Genomic DNA, 16,498 nt, shown 5'->3' with positions numbered 1-16,498 from the left:
CATGAATGAGTTGATTCAGACCAGCCCCCGCCCCCAGCAACCGAGCAGCCGTATCGGCAGTTGGTTGCTACCGGCAACGGCCACCGTGCTGCTGCACGGTGTAGCGGCCTGGGCGCTGTACAGCAGTTGGTCACCCGAAGCACCGGCCAGTGCGCCACAGACGGTGATGATTACCCAACTGGTAGCCCTGCCCACGCCCGCACCGGAACCGGAGCTGATACCCGAGCCGCCGCCCGAGCCGGTAGTGCAAGCCGAACCACCCACACCCGTCGAGCCCCAGGTGGATCAGGCCGAGATAGCCCGCAAGCGACTGGAAGAGCAGCAGCTAGAGCAGAAAAAGCAACAACGGCTGGCGGAACAGCGTCAACAGGAACTGCAGCGGGAACAGGAACGCCAGCAGCAGTTGGCCTGGGAACAGCAGCAACGCGAGCAGGCCGAACAACAGGCACGAGCCGAGCAACAACGGCAGGCCGCCGAGGCCGAAGCCCGCGCGCTGGCCGACGCCGAAGCTGCCCGCCGCGCCGCTGAAGCCGCGGCCATTGCCCAGTACCAGCCCATCAGCAAGAAGCCGCCATCCTATCCGCGCCGGGCCCTGGACCGCGGCGTCGAAGGTGACTGCACGGTGCGCTACACGGTAACCCGCGAGGGCCGGGTAAAGGACCCGCAGGTCGTCGAAGGTGCCTGTGACGACCCGACGTTCGAACGCCCCTCGCTGAACGCCGCCAACAGCTTCCGTTACCAGCCACGCCTGGTCAACGGCCAGCCGGTGGACGTACCCGGCGTCAGCAACACCTTCCGCTATCGCATCCAATGACGGACAGAACATGAGACAGGACCATCAGCATTACCACACCGACCTCGCTGCGGTAGACGACCGTCGCCTCAACCCGAGCCAGGCGGCCGATCTGGACACCATCATCAACCGCAGCCGCCGCCAGGTACTCAAGGGCGGTCTGGCACTGGCTGCTATCGGCCTGTTTGGCGGTGGTCTGCTCGGTTGCCAGCGCAGCCCAGGCACCCCAGGCAGCGCCCCGCTGCTGGGCTTTACCGGCGTGGCGGCGCAGACCGCTGCGGACTTCGATCAGGTACTGGTCGCCGAGGGTTACAGCGCCCGGCCCTTCTTCAGCTGGGGCGATGCAGTGCTGGATAACGCCCCGGCCTGGCTGGACGATGCCAGCCAGGATTGGCAGGCCCAGCTGCTGCAGGCCGGCGACAACCACGACGGCATGCACTTCTTCCCCTTCGAGGATGCGCCCAACGAGCATGGTTTGCTGGTCATCAATCACGAGTACATCAACCCGACATTGCACCCCGATGGTCTGACGTTCACTCACTTGGCGGATGGTCGGCGCCAGCGCCCGGTGGATCCGGTGCGCAAGGAGCAGGCTGCTCACGGCGTCAGCGTGCTGGAAATTCGCCGCGATGCCGAAGGCCAGTGGCAACGGGTAGCCGGCTCGCGCCTGCATCGGCGCATCAGTGCCATGACGCCCATGGCCATCGGCGGCCCGCTGGCCGGCGACCTGCGCATGCGTACCGCCAGCGACCCCAGCGGCACCGAGGTACTCGGCACCCTGAACAACTGCTCCATGGGCGTGACGCCCTGGGGCACCTACCTGACCTGCGAAGAGAACTTTCATAATTACTTCGTCAACCGCGACGCCGCCGACCATGCGACCAGACCGACGCACCAGCGCTACGGCATCGGCCAGGGCCAGCACAGCGCCTATTACGCCTGGGAGTCGGTGGACCCGCGCTTTGACGCCACCCCTGACCCCGCAGCGGAATATCAGGGTCATGTGAACGAGCCCAACCGCTTTGGCTGGGTAGTGGAAATCGACCCCTTTGACCCGGACAGCAAACCCATCAAGCGCACCGCCATGGGCCGCCTGGGCCGCGAATGCTCGGTGGTCTCGCTGGGCGACGATGGCCGTATGGCAGTGTATTCCGGTGACGATGCCCGGGGCGAATATGTGTGGAAGTTTGTACCCGATGGCCGCCATGACGCCATTAACCCCAGTGCCAGCCGCCACCTGCTGGACAGCGGCACCTTGTATGCCGCGCGCTTCGATGAGGATGGCCACGGGCACTGGCTACCGCTGATCTGGGGCCAGAACGGCCTGACCGAGGATAACGGCTTTGCCGACCAGCAGGCCGTGCTGCTCAACGCTCGCGGCGCCGCTGACATACTCGGCGCCACACCGATGGATCGCCCGGAATGGGTCGCCGTGCACCCTGACAGCCGTGAGGTCTACGTCACCCTGACCAATAACCGCGATCGCGGCAGCCGCTTCCCGGTGGATGCCGCCAACCCACGCGCCAACAACCAGCATGGCCAGATCGTGCGCTGGCGCGAGGCCCATGCCGACCCCACCGCCACCACCTTCGAGTGGGATGTGTTCCTGCTCGCCGGCGAGCAGCCCGGTGCGCTGGATGCCGATGGTCAGCCGTTGCCGGATAACCTGATCGGCAATATCCAAGGCGACATCTTCTCCTCACCGGACGGCCTGGCCTTCGATGGTGCCGGCCGCCTGTGGATCCAGACCGACTCGGACGACGAAGCCGCCCACACCGTCAACACCGGTTGCAACCAGTTGCTCTGCGCCGATCCGCAAACCAGGGAAGTACGCCGCTTCCTGGTCGGCCCGCGGGGCGGCGAAATCACCGGCATCACCTGGACACCCGACTACCGCACCCTGTGGATCAACGTCCAGCACCCCGGCATCAGCTACCCCGCCAGCGACGGCCACAGCCGACCGCGCTCCACCACCGTGGTCATTACCCATGACCAAGGCAAGGTGATCGGCAGTTGATCCGGCCCTGTACCCAGCACCGATTGGTCGAGCTGGTGCTCCACCCTCCCAGGAACACCTTCGGGAACGTCGAGCACTACGGGCCGCGATCAGGCTCGATGAACGGCCCAGCCAAAACACCGTACTACCACTTGAACAAGGAACCAGCATGAAACTCCGCACCCTGTTACCCACCTGCCTGCTACTGGCAAGCGCCGCCCTGGCTCCGGCCCTGACCAGCGCCGCCGAGCCGGTACTGCGTTTTGCCATTCTCGGTGACGCCGAACCCAAGCCCAAGGCCGAATTCCCCGGTCTGGCCGCCGCCGTCGGCCACGTCAATCATCTGACCGACACCCTGGATCTGGATTTTGTCATCGGTGTCGGCGACATCGCCCACAAGGGCACCGAGCTGCAATATGAAGCCGTCACGCCGGTACTGCAGCGCCTGACTCTGCCGTTCTATCCGATCATGGGCAACGAGGAACACGGCTCCACCGTCGAGCGTTATATGCACTACGTCCAACTCTGGAATGAAGGCAAGGTCGAAATCGAAGGCCCCAGCTACATCAAGGAGTTCGAGCAACTGGCACTGGTCATGGCTTCACCGGACGAAGGTCGTGAGTTCGATGACGAGGGTGTTGCCTGGGTTAAACAGCAGATCCAGCAGTTGCATCCCAAACCCGTGTTGCTGGTAGTACATGGCGCCCCCGCCGGCACCTTTCCAGAAAACGCCGACAAGGGCATCCACCACCCCGGCTTTGCCGAGGTCAGCGCCCAACCCAATCTGATTGCCATGATTTCCGGCGACCTGCACATGGACCTGGAGCGCAGCGAGCATTCCAAGCAGATTGACGGCGTGCACCACCTGCACATCCCGGCACTGGAACGCACCAAGATCCCGGACGAAGACCACCACGTCCCGATGTTCCGCGTACTGACGGTGATGGATGATGATCAGGTCGTTGTGGATACCTACCAGGTAGGACTAGATGGGCCGTTGGAGCGGCATGATTACCGGTTCAGTCTGAAGCGATAAGCGAAACGCCTGGGAGGGGAGCAAAAGCTCGGGGTGTAACGCCCCGGCGCTGTGTCGGCCAACCACCAGCAATGCACAACTGCGGGCCGGGCTTCATCCCGGCCCGCAGTTGTGCGGAAGAATGCCCCGGTCGGCAGCCGCTACTTGACCAGGCTTGGTATCGATGAATTCTCCAGCTCGGTGACTACCTTGCTCGCCGCGCCACCGCGCCCTTCTGGTTCTCACTTACCACGACCAACTGATCATCCTGACAATGCATCACGATCGACTGCGCTTCGTAGTTCTGATCGTCCTGAATAATCAACTCCAGCAAGTCGCCCCAGAGCAGGGCAGTTTCCAGCTCGGCCAGCTCGTCGTTGATCCAGAGTTCGCCAATCAGTTTCTGGTAGCGCTGCTGCAATTCGACCCGATAGCGGGTACCGTCGCTGCTCTGCCAGTGCCATTCGCCGGCGATCTGGGCCGGTATCACCCAGAGAAAGATGCCATCGCCCTTGAACGAGACCCGTCCGTCCGGTTTCCAGTCGCCCATGTCGAAAGTGTGGGAGACGACGCGGGTGCCGGGGCGCAGCTCGTTGAGCAGACGTGGGCGCAGTTGCAGGTTGACCGTGTGCAGCAGGTACATGGTCACGACGGTGGCCGGGGTGAAGTCGACCTCGAATAGATCATCCTGAATGAAGCAGACGCTATTCTCGACGCCCATCTGCGCGGCGTAGGCCTGCGCCAATGCCACGCGTCCAGAGTCGATTTCCACGCCCACTGCCTGGGCACCGCGTTCCTGGGCGGCAGCCACCGGGATACGGCCATCGCCCGAGCCGAGGTCATAGAGCACATCATCGGCACCTACCGCGCCCAGCTCCAGCATGGCTTTCACCACACTTTCATGGGTCGGTACGAAGGGTACATCGAGGTTCATGCCCAGTTCATCAAACTGATCGTCAATGGATAAATCGTTAAACACAGTCCGCTCCGGTTACAGATGCCTGTCAGCATGCCTGATCGGCTGCAGCAAAGCGATTCCGTCCGGCTGATTTACCGGGCAATGATCAGCGGGTGACCTCGTTCAGGGTGCCGCTGTACCAGCACTTCAATACCGAATACGCGGTGCAAATGCGCGGGTTGCAGCACCTGCTCGGGAGTGCCGCAAGCCTGGACGCTGCCATCACCGAGCAGCAGCAACTGGTCACAATAACGCGCGGCCAGGTTCAGATCATGCAGGATGATCAGCACGCTGGCACCATGGTCGGCGAAGCGGCGTACGGCATCCAGCACGCTGAGCTGATGCAATGGATCGAGCATCGAGGTGGGTTCGTCCAGCAGCAGTACCTGACCATCGGCACCCGGCCACAACTGCGCCAGTACCCGCGCGAGATGCACTCGTTGGCGTTCACCTCCGGACAACTGCAGGTAACTGCGCCCAGCCAGATGCCCCGCATCCACCGCCCGCAAGACCTCATTGACGATGTCTTCGTCCATCGCCATGCCCGTGTCATGGGGCATGCGGCCCATGCGTACCACCTGCTCGACGCTGAAGGCGAAGCTCAGGCTGGAGCTTTGCGGCAGCACCGCAAGCCGCTGCGCCCGCCGGCGCCCCTGCCAGCTGGCCAGCGGCTGGGTATCCAGCAGCACCTGTCCGCTGCTGGCAGCCAGCTCACCATTGAGCACGCCGAGCAGGCTGCTCTTGCCGGCCCCATTGGGCCCGAGTACGCCAAGCACCTGGCCCGGCTGCAAGGCCAGATTCACATCACCGAGTACGCAACGCCCGCCACGGGCCACGCTCACTTGCTGGGCCTGCAACATCAGCCGCGACTCCGTATCAACAGGTAAATGAAGAAGGGTGCGCCGATCAAGGCGGTGACGATGCCGATCGGCATTTCCGCCGGCGCCACGATCAGCCGCGCTGCCAGATCGGCAAGCAATAACAGCGCGCCACCGGCCAGCGCCGAGGCGGGCAACAGCAGGCGGTGATCCGGCCCAACCAGCAGGCGCATCAGATGCGGCACCACCAGCCCGACAAAGCCGATCATGCCAGCGGCGGCCACCGCCGCGCCCACACCCAGGGCAGTACACAGGATCAGCTCGCGCTTGACCCGCTCGACGTCAAAACCCAGATGCCGCGCTTCGGATTCGCCCAGCAGCATGGCATTCAACGCATCGGCCCGCCGCGGCAGCCAGTAAGCCACACCCAGCGCCACCACGAGCAAGGGCCATAGCCGCGAGTAACTGGCGCCATTCAGACTGCCAAGATTCCAGAAGGTCAGCGCACGCAGGGTGCTGTCATCCGCCAGGTAGGTGAACAGCCCGATGATGGCGCCGGACAAGGCGGTCAGCGCAATCCCGGCCAGCAACATGGTCGCCACCTGGGTCTGGCCGTCACGTCGCCCCAGCCGATAGACCAGTGCAGTGACCAGCAACCCTCCGGCAAAAGCGGCCGCGGACAGCACATAGGGTTCGAGTACCACCGGCAGCGTTATCCAGCGTGACAGGCCCACGATCACCAGCGACGCCCCCAGGGCCGCGCCACTGGATACGCCGATCAGCCCCGGATCGGCCAGCGGGTTGCGGAACAAGCCCTGCATCGCCACACCGGTCAGTGCCAGCACCGCACCAACCATCAGCCCCAGCAGGGTACGCGGCAGGCGAATCTGGCTGACGATCAGCTCGGTCTGCGCCTGCACCTCAGTCAGGTTGAGGCCGGTGACATTGAGCAAGGCCCGCAGCGTGTCTGCCAGTGGCAGGCTGACCGGGCCCAGCGCCAGGGACAACCACACAGCCATCAACAGCAGCGCCGCCAACAACGGATAGAGTACCCGCCAATTCAGCACCGGATTCATTGGCTGGCCTCTGCCCTGTGTGCCTGCAACTGGGGATAGAACGCATGGCTCAGTTGCCGCAGCGCATCGGGCAGGCGCGGCCCCAGACCACCGACCAGCAAGGTCGGGTCAATACTCAACAGATGGCCTTCGCGCACCGCGCGGCTGGCGGCCAGGCTGGGATTCTGCGCCATCAACGCCTGCTGCCCTTCGACCCCACGCAACTGCCGGTCGGTCAGCACCAGCCAATCGGCATCCAGCGCCAGCATGGCTTCGGCGGCCAGGTTCTTGTAACCCTCGTGTTCAGCCAGATTGCGCGCGCCGGCTTGGCGCAGCAGCCAGTCGGCCATGGTATTGCGCCCAGCCACCAGCGGGCTGTTACCGCCAACCCCGAGCAACAACAACACGCCCGGTGGTTGATCAGCCTTGCTGGCCAGCTGGACCTGCCGTTGCAGGTCATTCAATTGCCGATGGAAATCTTCCAGCGCCAGTTGCGCCCGCTCAGGCTCACCCAGCAAGGCACCCAGACGCAGCAGATTGTCCTCCAGCGCGCCCAGCTCACTGCTGGCGGACAAGCGCTCGATGCGCACCCCGGCCTTCTCCAATTGGATCAGCACCGGTGGCGGGCCCATCTCTTCGGTGCCCAACAGCAGATCCGGCGCCAGCGTCAGCACGCCTTCGGCGGACAGCTGGCGCAGGTAGCCGACACTGGGCAGTGCGGTAACGGTCTCTGGGTGTTGGCTGGTGGTGTCCACGCCCACCAGCCGATCCTGCCCGCCCAACTCGACTATCCATTCGGTCGCGGCGCCGCCAGCACTGATCCAGCGTTGCGGCAGTTCATCCGCCAGGCTGGCGGTACTGAGCAGCAGGCCGGTACACAGACCGGCCAGGATAGGTTCAAGGCGCATCGGGGGTGGGCTCCATCAACAGGCGGATATCATCGACCTGCTGCTCCTGGAGCAGCACGATCAGATCCAGAAAGGCGGTCAGTGGAGCCTGACGGTCAATCGCCAGATCCAACGCCGGGTGGGTGGCGCTGCTCAGTGCCTCAGGCAGTCCACTGAGGCTCAACGGGCGGGCATCCAGTCGCCAGTGCCCTGCCGCGTCCAGCTCCAGCAACTGCCGCTCGGCATCCGAGGTAACCATGCTGGCGCTATCACGCTGATCCTGCGGCAGATCCAGCGGACGCTGGAGCAGCGGCACCTGAGCGGTGAGTAGAAAGAACACCAGCACAATAAAGATCACATCCAGCAGCGGCGTGAGATCCGGCAGCAGACTGGCGTTGGCCGTACTGGCCGGGGGCAGGCGAATCATGCGCTGGCCCATCCTGCGACTGCCGTACCCGGCGTCAGCTCCAGGCCATCCAGTGCCAGATGGCAGCGATTGAGCAGTGCCTGCACCCCTTCCAGATAGCGCTCGGCCCACAGGGCAAAGCCCTGGCCGGCGGCCAGTGCCGGAATCGCGATGCACAGGCCCCAGACCGTGGTGTACAGTGCCTGCCAGAGTCCATCGGCCAGCAGTGCCGGGGTGACCGGCTGGGCCACTGCAGCAATATCGGCGAACATGGCGACCATCCCCAGAACGGTGCCCAGCAGACCGAGCATGGGTGCCAGCACGCCGATCAGTTGCAGCAGGCGCAGATGCCGACCCAGGCGCTGGCGTTCCTCCAGGAGCCAGCAGCCGAGCAGATCCTCACGCTGTGCAGACGCCAGCCGCCGGTGTTCCAGCAACAAGCCAAGGGCCTGCCCCCAGCCCTGCCGGTCAGAGCGCCACAGGCGTTCGCACGCCTGCGAGTTGCAATCGCGACAGGCCGTGAGCGCCGCCTGGCGGGCGGCCTGGCGCAGCGGCGCCAACACCAGAAACACATGCAGGCGCTCCAGTATCAGCGCCCCCGCCAACAGCGAGCACAGCCCCAGCGGCCAGCCCACTGCACCCATATGTTCAAACCAGAGCGGCATGGCTCAGGCCTCCAGCGCCGGCGTGAGCTCGGCCAGGGTACGCCAACTCTCCAGCTCCGGCTGACCCGGTTTGCGCGCACCGAACAGTTGCAGGATCAGCTCACCGTCCGCGTCGTAAGCTTCCCAACTGGTGATCACGCCGTCGCTGCTGGGCTTGCGCACGCGCCACACCTGCGCCACTGCGGGCATCTTCAAGTGCAGGTTGAAATCTGCATCGAGCACATTGAACCAGTCACCGACCCAGCGCAGCTCATGCACGGGGCCGGTATGGATCTGGATGCAGTGGCGATTACCGACAAACACCATGATCGGCAACTGCTGGGCGGCGGCCTCGGTCATCACGGTGGGCAGGGCCTGGGTAGCCAGCGGTTCGGCCCATTCCCGACCGACCAGCCGCAGCGCCTGCAAGCGTCCGACCTTGTTGCGGTTGAGCATGGCATGGAAGTGATGCACGTCCTTGAGCTGGCGCCAGTCTTCCGCCAGGGCGCCGGTATCCACCTCGCCATCGACACGCTCAGTCTGCTTTATCGGAGCCGGTTGCAGATCCAGTTGCGCGGATTGGTCGGCTTCGGCAAAACGGGACAGCAACAGACCCCAGGCATCCAGATCACTCTGCTCGGTGAGAAATACCTTGTGTATCGCCACACCCTGCTGATCGAACACCTGCAAACTGCGCTGCAGGCCCCGAGTCGTCTGCTGCTCCACCGCGAACAGGCTGTGCCAGCCGGAAAGGAACAGCCGCAGGTCGATATCCGGCGATACCACCAGTCCCATCTTGCCGCTGCCAGCCACGGTGGTCTCGCGGTAGACGCCCTTGCGCTCGTGCACGCAATGCGCATTGCGGGTCAGCACCATGACCCGGCCCAGGCCCTCCAGCGCTGGCAACAGCTGTGCCCATTCCGGGCGCAGGCGCAGGGTATCGATGCCCAGGCGACTGGCAATCAGTTCCGCCTCGCTGACCGCCAGCTGTTCGGCCACATCCCGGGTGCGCAGGCGGGGTTGCTGCTGGAGCAGTTGCTGCCAGGCTTCGAACAGCGGCGATGTCGGTGTAGCGCTATGGGCTTGCAAGGTCATGATGTGTTCCTCTCGTTTACTCAGCGACGCGCATTCAGCGCGAAATCAATGGGAATCTGCACCCGGCTTGGGGTTGGCTGCCCAGCCAGCAGTTCGGGTTGAAACTTCCAGTCGGCCACCGCCTCCAGTGCGGCCCGATCCAGACTGGTAAAGCCTGACGATTGCACCACCCGTACCTCACGCTGCTCGCCTTCGGCGTCCAGCCGCACTTCCACCAGCACCTGGCCCTGCTGGTTGCGTCGCCGGGCTTGGGCCGGATATACCGGCGCCGCGGGCGGTTCACGAAAACGCGGGGCCTGGCTGACCACCTCCACCGGCTCGGCGGCAGGCAGCGGCGGTGATGCATTGAGCTGCGGGGCCGTGGCGGCGCTGGCTTGCTGCTCTTGCGTTGCTTGCGTTTCTTGCGGCGCTGCCGGAGGCGGCGATTCAACTGGCGGCGTCCTGCTCAGTTGCGGCGCCTGCGCCAGCGGTTGTTTCCGGGGCTCCGGCATCGGGGTTGGCGGGTCCGGCCGCGGCACTACTGCCGGTGCCACGGGCGCTGGCGGAGCCTCAGCCACAGACTCGACCTCCGGCTCAATCGGCGCGGGCGGCACCACAGTCACCAGCCTGGGCAACGCCACAGCCTCCGCCTGCGCAACCGCCGTCGGCCTGGATGCGCCTGGCGGCGTGCGCCAATCCAGCCATTGCCCGGCGGCCAGATGCACCGCCACTGACACCAGCAGAAAGAGTCCGACACGCATTCCCACGTCCAATGCAAATAATTTATCTCAGTTATTGAGAAGCATTTGCATTTGATTGTCAACCTCGTTTAGCATCCAGCCGACCAAGAAAGCGACCCCTTCGCAGGAGGCAAAAATGAAGAAGCGACTGTCACGCGCACGCCACGGATATCTGGTTCTGCTAATCACCCCCACCATGCTGCTGGCCCAGGAACGATCAGCGACCCAGTTCGATACCATCACGGTCACTGCCACCCGTTCAGAGCAAAGACTGGACGAGGTGCCCAGCACCGTGACCGTGCATGACGAACAGCAGGTGGATCAGCAGAACATCAATGACATCCGCGACCTGGTGCGTTACGAGCCCGGCGTCTCGGTGGGCGGTACTGGCAGTCGCTTCGGCCTGTCCGGATTCAGCATTCGCGGCATCGGTGGCAACCGGGTACTGACCCAGGTGGATGGGGTGGCCATACCGGACGCCTTCACCTTCGGCCCCTTCCTCAGCGCGCAGCGGGACTATGTCGATCCGGATACCCTGAAAAGCGTGGAGATCATCCGCGGCCCGGCCAGCTCGCTGTATGGCAGTGATGCACTGGGTGGTGCGGTCAGCTTCGTCACCCGGGATGCAGGTGATTATCTGGACGCGGGCGATGATCAGGCCCTGCGCCTGAAAACCGGTTACGACGGCAGCGATGACAGCTGGCAACGCAGCGCCACCTTTGCCGGGCGGCGCGGCAGTCTGGATGCCCTGCTGCACCTCAGCCGCCGGGATGGCCAGGCCCAGGACACCTACGGCGGACGCGGCGGCATCGGCGCCGACCGGGAAGAGGCCAACCCACAGGACAAGCAGCGGGAGAATCTGCTGTTCAAACTGGGCTGGGATTACCGCGATGGCGACCGGCTGCAACTGGCCTACGAACGCTTCGAAGACGACATCCGTACCCGGGTTCGCAGCGATGAGAGCCTGACCGCCACCACCCGCCGGCACGCCGCGGTGGATACCTCGGAACGGGAACGCATCACCCTGAGCCACGATATGCGCCTGGATAGCGCTCTGGCCCAGCGCCTGCGCTGGCAGTTGAGCTATCAGGACAGCCAGATGCGCCAGATCACCAACCAGGATCGCTTTACCGCTGGCAGTCTGCGCCAGCGCGAACGGGACTCGCGCTACGAGGAACAAGCCTGGGCGTTCAATACGCAACTGAACACCCGTTTCAACATGGGCTCCGTCGCCCATGACCTGACCTATGGCGTCGATTTGCGCCGACTGGAAAGCAGCGACCTGCGTACCGGCTGGGAAATCTTCGCCGATACCGGCCTGCCGGTACCGCCCAGCCCCTTCGGCGAAAGCTTCCCGATCAGCGACTTCCCCGATCCGGTCACCGAGGAATATGCCCTGTTTGTGCAGGATCGTCTGGAGATCGGTCGCTGGACCCTACTCGCCGGCCTGCGCTATGACCATTACCGGCTCAAGCCCGACGTCACCCAGGAATACCTCAACGGTAATCCGGTGGAGCGCAATCCGGGCAATTTCAGCGATGGCCAGCTGTCTCCCAAGTTGGGCGTGACCTACAAGCTGGACGACGCCCACAGCCTGTATGGCCAGTACGCCGCCGGCTTCCGCGCACCCAATGCGGTGGATATCTTTGGTGAGTTCGTCAACGTCGCCAGCAATTACCAGACCCTGGCCAACACCAATCTCAAACCGGAAACCAGTGACAGCCTGGAAGTCGGTCTGCGCGGTCGGTATGACAGCGGCAGCATAGGCCTGGCGCTGTTCTACAACCGTTATGACGACTTCATCGAGCAGGTCACCTTGCCGAATGACCCCACCGGCAATAACCGGCTGACCTTCCAGTATCAGAACCTCGATCGGGTCACCATTCGCGGTGCGGAGCTGCGCGGCGAACTGTTCCTCGATCGCATTGGCCTGCCCACCGGCAGCAGCCTGCGCGGCAGCCTGGCCTATGCCCGGGGCAAGGACGAACAGACCGGCCAGCCGCTGAACAGCATCGACCCACTCAAGGGCGTCCTGGGTCTGGGTTATGACGCACCCAGCGGACGTTACGGCAGCGAGCTGGTCTGGACGCTGGTGGATGGCAAGAGCCGCACCGACGACAGCACCGCCGATCAGTTCGAGCCAGCCGGCTATGGTCTGCTGGATCTGCATGGCTATCTGCGCGTAGCAGACAATCTGACGGTCAACGCCGGCCTGTTCAACCTGACCGACAAGCAGCACTGGCACTGGACGGATGTTCGCGGCCAGACCGCCAGCAACCCCGGCATCGGCCGCTACAGCCAACCGGGACGCAACGCAGCGGTGAATCTGGTGTGGGAGATCTGATTTGACGCCCATTCAGGGTTGGTTTAGCTTACGCTGAATAAAACGAGCGTTTGATTTTAGAACGCCGACCGCGATCCAGCTGACGGACTCCAACCATGAATGCGGCTATCGACACTTCCAGCCCGGCCATCCCCGCCGAGAAAATCACTCTGACCGCCAGCGATGGCTATCCGCTGACCGCCTATCGTTATCCCGCCCGGGGTGAAGCCAAGGGCAATCTGCTGGTGGCTGGCGGTACCGGTGTGCCGCAGCGTTTCTACCGGCGTTTCGCCGAATATGCCGCGCAGCGCGGGTTGAATGTGCTGACGCTGGATTACCGCGGCGCCAGCGAGTCGCGTCCCGCGGCGCTGAAAGGCTTCGAAATGTCCTACCTGGACTGGTCGCAGAAGGATCTGGCGGCGGCGGTGGCGTTGCTGGCCCAAGAGCAGCTACCGCTGTACTGGGTCGGGCACTCCTTCGGTGGGCATGCCATTGGCCTGCTACCCAATCATCACCAACTGACGGCGTGCTACACCTTTGGCACCGGTGCCGGCTGGGCTGGCTGGATGCCCACGGGCGAGGCGCTGAAGATTCGGTTGTTCTGGCATGTCATCATGCCGGCAATCGTGTCCTGGAAAGGTTATATGGCCTGGAGCCTGCTGGGCATGGGTGATGACCTGCCACTGGGGGTGTATCGGGACTGGAAGCGCTGGTGCGGTTTTCCGCACTATTATTTCGACGATCCGTCCATGACCTGGGTAAAGCCGCTGTATGCAGCGGTGCAGGTGCCCTGCGCCTTCGTCACCGCAACGGATGATCCCTGGGCACCGCCGCGCTCGCGCGATGCCTTCGCCAAGGCCTACAGCAATGCCGCGAAAATGATCGCGGATATCAGTCCGGCGCCCGGGCATCAGGCCATCGGGCATATGGGCTATTTCCGCCGTGAGTCGCACGCGTTCTGGGATCAGGCACTCGACTGGCTGCTGCAGCAGCCAGTCGCAGCTGTCACGCCACAGGCCGGTTAATACGGCCTCCCGGAATCACTGCCTTAGAACCCTTCCAGCACTATCTTGCCGATGGCATGGCCACCTTCGATCAGTTGGTGCGCCTGACGCAGGTTGGCAGCGTTGATCTGCCCCAGGTGAACCTTGTCCAGCGCCCGCAATTCGCCCTGGTCGAGCAGCTCGGCGATGCGGTTGAGGATATCGTGCTGGCGCTGCATATCGGCGGTCTGGAACATCGAGCGGGTGAACATGGACTCCCAGTGGATGGAAACGCTCTTGGCCTTGAACAGGCGCAGGTCCACAGGGTCCGGATCATCGATGATGCCCAGCCGCCCCTGGGGAGCCATGACCTCGGCCAGCGCCGCCCACGCTTCGACACTGGTGTGGGTGGAAAAGGCAAAATCGATCAGGCCGATGTTCAGATCGACAATCTGCGCGACCAGGGGTTTGCTGTGATCGATCACATGATGGGCGCCCATATCACGCACCCATTGGGCACTTTCCGGACGCGAAGCGGTACCGATAACCGTGGCACCGGCCTGGCGCGCCAGCTGGATGGCTGCCGAAGGTACGCCGCCGGCACCGCCCAGCACCAGCAGCTTGGGCGCGTGGTCGGTCGCCTGCTGTGGCATGCCGAGGCGGTCGAACAGCATCTCGTAGGCCGTCAGCATAACCAGCGGCACCGAGGCCGCGGCGGCGGGATCGAGATTGCGCGGCTGGCGCCCGACGATACGCTCGTCGACCAACTGCCACTCGGCATTGGAACCCTGGCGCTGCAGCTCGCCGGCATAGAACACCTCATCGCCAGGCTGGAACAGCGTGACTTCCGGGCCGACCGCCTCGACCACGCCGGCGGCATCGTAGCCAAGTACCCGCGGCTCGTCAGACGAGGCGCTGAAAACCTGTCGGCTCTTGATGTCCCGCGGGTTGACTGATATCGCCTGCACCTTCACCAACAGATCCCGCCCGGTCGGCGCAGGCTTGGGCAGTTCCAGGTCGATCAGCGCCTGGTCATTGTCGATTGGCAATTGTTCGGTATAACCCACCGCTTTCATATCAGTCTCCCTCCTCGGAATGTCAGCACAGGATAGCCAGCCGCAGGCCTCTGGGCCACCCCGCCGGGTCAGCGAACGTCTTGTTGGCTGTCAGGACACTATGTCGCAGCGTAACCTGACCCAGATCAAATTATCCCTTGCAGCACAGCCACATAATCAGCTCATGAAGGAAAATTCCTGGGCTGATGGGGAAATTGATGGCTGTATCGGTGCACTGTTCTCGTCCGCTGCTGCTGGTCGCTGCACTGTTGCTGGCCGCCACCACCGCAGCAGCGCCGCTGCCGACCACGGAACGCCAGCAGCAACTCGCCAACCTGCTGCTGCAGGACTGTGGCTCCTGCCACGGCCTGCGCATGACCGGCGGCCTGGGCCCGGCCCTGACCCGTGAAGCGCTGGCTGACAGACCGCGTGACAGCCTGCTCGCCACAGTCACCCATGGCCGCCCCGGTACCGCCATGCCCGGCTGGAATGCCCTGCTTGATGAGCAGGACATCGCCTGGCTGGTCGACCGCCTGCTTGAAGGAGCTCCCCAGCCATGAAACGTCCTCTGCTCAGTCTCATAGCCGCCGCATCATTGCTCGGCGGTTGCGCCCACCCGTCACCCACCCTGCCGCTGCGCGGTACCGGCGACCTGGGCGTGGTAGTGGAACGGGCCACCGGCACCCTGCAATTGATCGAAAGCAGCACCCGCACCAGCCTGGCGCGCATCGATGGGCTGGGCGATCTGTCCCATGCCTCGGTGGTGTTCTCCCATGACCAGCGTTACGCCTATGTATTCGGCCGTGACGGCGGCCTGACCAAAGTCGATTTGTTGCTGCAACAGGTCGACAAGCGCGTGATCCAGGCCGGCAACAGCATCGGCGGTGCCATCAGCCAGGACGGCTCGCTGATCGCCGTGGGCAACTACGAACCCGGCGGGGTCAAGGTGTTCGATGCCGTTAGCCTGGCGCTGATCGCCGATATTCCGGCCACGCCGCTGGCCGACGGCAGCCGTAACTCCCGCGTAGTCGGCGTCACCGACGTGCCCGGCCAGCGTTTCATCTACAGCCTGTTCGATACCGGCGAGACCTGGCTGCTGGATTTCAGTCAGGGGAATGATCCGCAGATCACCCGTTTCGAGAACATCGGCAACCAGCCCTATGACGCGCTGCTCACCCCGGAAGGCCGCTATTACATCGCCGGCCTGTTCGGTGAGAACGGCATGGCCAAGATCGATCTCTGGCACCCGGAACGGGGTGTCGAGCGCATCCTCGAGGATTATGGCCGTGGCGAGCAGAAGCTGCCGGTCTACAAGATGCCCCATCTGGAGGGCTGGACCCTGGCCGGTGACCAGGCCTTCGTTCCGGCGGTCGGCCACCATCAGGTGCTGGTGCTGGATAGCACGAGCTGGCAGCAGACCGATGCCATCGATGTGGCCGGGCAGCCGATCTTCGTCATGGCGCGGCCGGATGCCCGGCAGATCTGGGTCAACTTCGCCCATCCGGACAATCATCAGGTCCAGGTGATCGACAGCGAAACCCACCAGATCATCGCCACCCTCGAACCCGGGCCCGCAGTGCTGCACATGGAGTTCACCGCCCGTGGCGACCAGCTGTGGCTGTCCGTGCGTGACGGTGGCGAGATCCAGGTGTGGGACCCCTACACCCTGAAACAGATCGCCAGCCTGCCGGCAGACAGCCCCAGCGGCATCTTCTTCAGCAGTCGCGCCCATGACACCGGCTTATGAGCAG

Annotated in this window: 16 protein-coding genes; 7 read left to right on the top strand and 9 right to left on the bottom strand. The window is 64.0% G+C overall.

All coding sequences use genetic code 11. The features are described 5' to 3' along the window. Nucleotide 1: 1 nt before the first annotated feature. From QAO71_RS00690 to QAO71_RS00680, 3 genes are all read left to right on the top strand, one after another. Nucleotides 2-814: an energy transducer TonB gene (locus QAO71_RS00690; RefSeq protein WP_280165028.1), complete on the top strand. Its 813-nt coding sequence runs from the start codon at nt 2-4 to the stop codon at nt 812-814. 10 nt (nt 815-824) lie between these two features. Then, nucleotides 825-2,810, top strand: coding sequence for a PhoX family phosphatase (locus QAO71_RS00685; RefSeq protein ID WP_280165027.1), 1,986 nt, complete (start codon nt 825-827; stop codon nt 2,808-2,810). A 148-nt stretch (nt 2,811-2,958) separates the two neighbouring features. Continuing rightward, a complete protein-coding gene (locus QAO71_RS00680) occupies nt 2,959-3,825 on the top strand; it encodes a metallophosphoesterase (protein ID WP_074779150.1) in 867 nt (288 codons plus the stop codon). A 184-nt stretch (nt 3,826-4,009) separates the two neighbouring features. Here QAO71_RS00680 and QAO71_RS00675 read toward each other — a convergent pair whose 3' ends face one another. From QAO71_RS00675 to QAO71_RS00640, 8 genes are all read right to left on the bottom strand, one after another. Further along, nucleotides 4,010-4,783, bottom strand: coding sequence for a class I SAM-dependent methyltransferase (locus QAO71_RS00675; RefSeq protein ID WP_211242584.1), 774 nt, complete (start codon nt 4,781-4,783; stop codon nt 4,010-4,012). 71 nt (nt 4,784-4,854) lie between these two features. Continuing rightward, the gene (locus tag QAO71_RS00670; RefSeq protein ID WP_036991459.1) at nt 4,855-5,622 is read right to left on the bottom strand and encodes a heme ABC transporter ATP-binding protein; all 768 of its coding nucleotides are present in this window, start codon (nt 5,620-5,622) and stop codon (nt 4,855-4,857) included. Next, entirely contained in the window at nt 5,622-6,656 is a 1,035-nt protein-coding gene (locus QAO71_RS00665; protein ID WP_280165026.1) for an iron chelate uptake ABC transporter family permease subunit, read from the bottom strand. The genes QAO71_RS00670 and QAO71_RS00665 overlap by 1 nt, the downstream gene beginning before the upstream one ends. Continuing rightward, entirely contained in the window at nt 6,653-7,543 is an 891-nt protein-coding gene (locus tag QAO71_RS00660; protein WP_280165025.1) for an ABC transporter substrate-binding protein, read from the bottom strand. The genes QAO71_RS00665 and QAO71_RS00660 overlap by 4 nt, the downstream gene beginning before the upstream one ends. Continuing rightward, the gene (locus QAO71_RS00655) at nt 7,533-7,949 is read right to left on the bottom strand and encodes a biopolymer transporter ExbD (protein ID WP_280165024.1); all 417 of its coding nucleotides are present in this window, start codon (nt 7,947-7,949) and stop codon (nt 7,533-7,535) included. The genes QAO71_RS00660 and QAO71_RS00655 overlap by 11 nt, the downstream gene beginning before the upstream one ends. Next, on the bottom strand, nt 7,946-8,593 hold the full coding sequence (locus tag QAO71_RS00650; RefSeq protein ID WP_036991464.1) for a MotA/TolQ/ExbB proton channel family protein: 648 nt from the start codon (nt 8,591-8,593) through the stop codon (nt 7,946-7,948). Before QAO71_RS00650 ends, QAO71_RS00655 begins: the two co-directional genes overlap by 4 nt. Before the next feature lie 3 nt (nt 8,594-8,596). Then, complete coding sequence (locus QAO71_RS00645; RefSeq protein WP_280165023.1) at nt 8,597-9,667, bottom strand: ChuX/HutX family heme-like substrate-binding protein; 1,071 nt, start codon at nt 9,665-9,667, stop codon at nt 8,597-8,599. Nucleotides 9,668-9,687: 20 nt separating this feature from the next. Continuing rightward, nucleotides 9,688-10,407 (bottom strand): TonB family protein, encoded by a 720-nt coding sequence (locus QAO71_RS00640; RefSeq protein WP_280165022.1) that lies wholly within the window; start codon nt 10,405-10,407, stop codon nt 9,688-9,690. Nucleotides 10,408-10,522: 115 nt separating this feature from the next. Between QAO71_RS00640 and QAO71_RS00635 the strand changes: the two genes are divergently transcribed. Both QAO71_RS00635 and QAO71_RS00630 read left to right on the top strand, forming a co-directional pair. Continuing rightward, nucleotides 10,523-12,730: a TonB-dependent hemoglobin/transferrin/lactoferrin family receptor gene (locus QAO71_RS00635; protein WP_280165021.1), complete on the top strand. Its 2,208-nt coding sequence runs from the start codon at nt 10,523-10,525 to the stop codon at nt 12,728-12,730. 95 nt (nt 12,731-12,825) lie between these two features. Next, entirely contained in the window at nt 12,826-13,734 is a 909-nt protein-coding gene (locus QAO71_RS00630) for an alpha/beta fold hydrolase (protein ID WP_280165020.1), read from the top strand. Nucleotides 13,735-13,757: 23 nt separating this feature from the next. Here QAO71_RS00630 and QAO71_RS00625 read toward each other — a convergent pair whose 3' ends face one another. Continuing rightward, nucleotides 13,758-14,768 carry a zinc-binding alcohol dehydrogenase family protein gene (locus QAO71_RS00625; RefSeq protein WP_280165019.1) on the bottom strand — a complete coding sequence of 337 codons (1,011 nt, stop codon included), beginning with the start codon at nt 14,766-14,768 and terminating at the stop codon, nt 13,758-13,760. A gap of 185 nt (nt 14,769-14,953) precedes the next feature. On the opposite strand from QAO71_RS00625, the gene QAO71_RS00620 reads away from it, so the two are divergent. Beyond that, on the top strand, nt 14,954-15,307 hold the full coding sequence (locus tag QAO71_RS00620) for a cytochrome c (RefSeq protein WP_280165018.1): 354 nt from the start codon (nt 14,954-14,956) through the stop codon (nt 15,305-15,307). After that, nucleotides 15,304-16,494, top strand: coding sequence for a cytochrome D1 domain-containing protein (locus QAO71_RS00615; RefSeq protein WP_280165017.1), 1,191 nt, complete (start codon nt 15,304-15,306; stop codon nt 16,492-16,494). Before QAO71_RS00620 ends, QAO71_RS00615 begins: the two co-directional genes overlap by 4 nt. Nucleotides 16,495-16,498 lie beyond the last annotated feature (4 nt).

This window comes from Halopseudomonas sp. SMJS2, assembly GCF_029866945.1.
Classification (GTDB): Bacteria; Pseudomonadota; Gammaproteobacteria; order Pseudomonadales; family Pseudomonadaceae; genus Halopseudomonas; species Halopseudomonas bauzanensis.
Note: the sequence above shows the minus strand (reverse complement) of the source record. Positions and strands in the feature narration are given on the sequence as shown.

Bases quoted from the DNA above. Each gene is read 5' to 3' on its own strand.
- QAO71_RS00690 (WP_280165028.1), top strand. From the start codon at position 2: ATGAATGAGTTGATTCAGACCAGCCCCCGCCCCCAGCAACCGAGCAGC.
- QAO71_RS00685 (WP_280165027.1), top strand. From the start codon at position 825: ATGAGACAGGACCATCAGCATTACCACACCGACCTCGCTGCGGTAGAC.
- QAO71_RS00680 (WP_074779150.1), top strand. From the start codon at position 2,959: ATGAAACTCCGCACCCTGTTACCCACCTGCCTGCTACTGGCAAGCGCC.
- QAO71_RS00670 (WP_036991459.1), bottom strand. From the start codon at position 5,622: ATGTTGCAGGCCCAGCAAGTGAGCGTGGCCCGTGGCGGGCGTTGCGTA.
- QAO71_RS00665 (WP_280165026.1), bottom strand. From the start codon at position 6,656: ATGAATCCGGTGCTGAATTGGCGGGTACTCTATCCGTTGTTGGCGGCG.
- QAO71_RS00660 (WP_280165025.1), bottom strand. From the start codon at position 7,543: ATGCGCCTTGAACCTATCCTGGCCGGTCTGTGTACCGGCCTGCTGCTC.
- QAO71_RS00655 (WP_280165024.1), bottom strand. From the start codon at position 7,949: ATGATTCGCCTGCCCCCGGCCAGTACGGCCAACGCCAGTCTGCTGCCG.
- QAO71_RS00650 (WP_036991464.1), bottom strand. From the start codon at position 8,593: ATGCCGCTCTGGTTTGAACATATGGGTGCAGTGGGCTGGCCGCTGGGG.
- QAO71_RS00645 (WP_280165023.1), bottom strand. From the start codon at position 9,667: ATGACCTTGCAAGCCCATAGCGCTACACCGACATCGCCGCTGTTCGAA.
- QAO71_RS00640 (WP_280165022.1), bottom strand. From the start codon at position 10,407: ATGCGTGTCGGACTCTTTCTGCTGGTGTCAGTGGCGGTGCATCTGGCC.
- QAO71_RS00635 (WP_280165021.1), top strand. From the start codon at position 10,523: ATGAAGAAGCGACTGTCACGCGCACGCCACGGATATCTGGTTCTGCTA.
- QAO71_RS00630 (WP_280165020.1), top strand. From the start codon at position 12,826: ATGAATGCGGCTATCGACACTTCCAGCCCGGCCATCCCCGCCGAGAAA.
- QAO71_RS00625 (WP_280165019.1), bottom strand. From the start codon at position 14,768: ATGAAAGCGGTGGGTTATACCGAACAATTGCCAATCGACAATGACCAG.
- QAO71_RS00620 (WP_280165018.1), top strand. From the start codon at position 14,954: ATGGGGAAATTGATGGCTGTATCGGTGCACTGTTCTCGTCCGCTGCTG.
- QAO71_RS00615 (WP_280165017.1), top strand. From the start codon at position 15,304: ATGAAACGTCCTCTGCTCAGTCTCATAGCCGCCGCATCATTGCTCGGC.